This is a genomic window from Gilvimarinus sp. 1_MG-2023, assembly GCF_030548285.1.
The window spans coordinates 1-397 of record NZ_JAUOSC010000261.1 but is presented as its reverse complement, the minus strand read 5'-3'; the positions used below and the strand labels follow the sequence as shown (position 1 = coordinate 397).

Here is a 397-nt window from a genome sequence, read left to right as displayed (position 1 = left end):
CCCCTTTGTTGTCGATCACTGTCACCTGGCGATAGGCACTGAAACGGTCGTCGGCCAGAGCAGCTTTCAAGGCCTGTTCGGACGACTGGTTTTGCTCCAGTCGGGCGAGAATGGCAGGCCCCAGTGCGGGCAAGGTGATGTTCTGGCTGGAAACCGCGCCAATGCCTGCTTGCAACCAGGGGCAGCGGGCGCCAACGGCAATACTGGATGAACTGATTGCTACGCCCAGTTGGCCGGTTTCCGGGCAATAGGCGGACAGGGAGACGGTCATGCTGGCTCCTTGTCTGCTGGTTGGCTGAATGGCTGGTCTGGAATCACGGCGATGACGTCGATTTCCATCAACCACTGAGGCTGTGCCAGACCGGCCACTACCAGTCCGGTAGAGATAGGGTAAACC

Annotated in this window: 1 protein-coding gene; it reads right to left on the bottom strand. The window is 59.4% G+C overall.

What is annotated here, in order from left to right:
- Nucleotides 1-271 (bottom strand): DUF1028 domain-containing protein (locus Q4563_RS16700; RefSeq protein ID WP_303605287.1); only part of this gene is annotated, 271 nt, incomplete at its 3' end.
- Nucleotides 272-397: the final 126 nt, after the last annotated feature.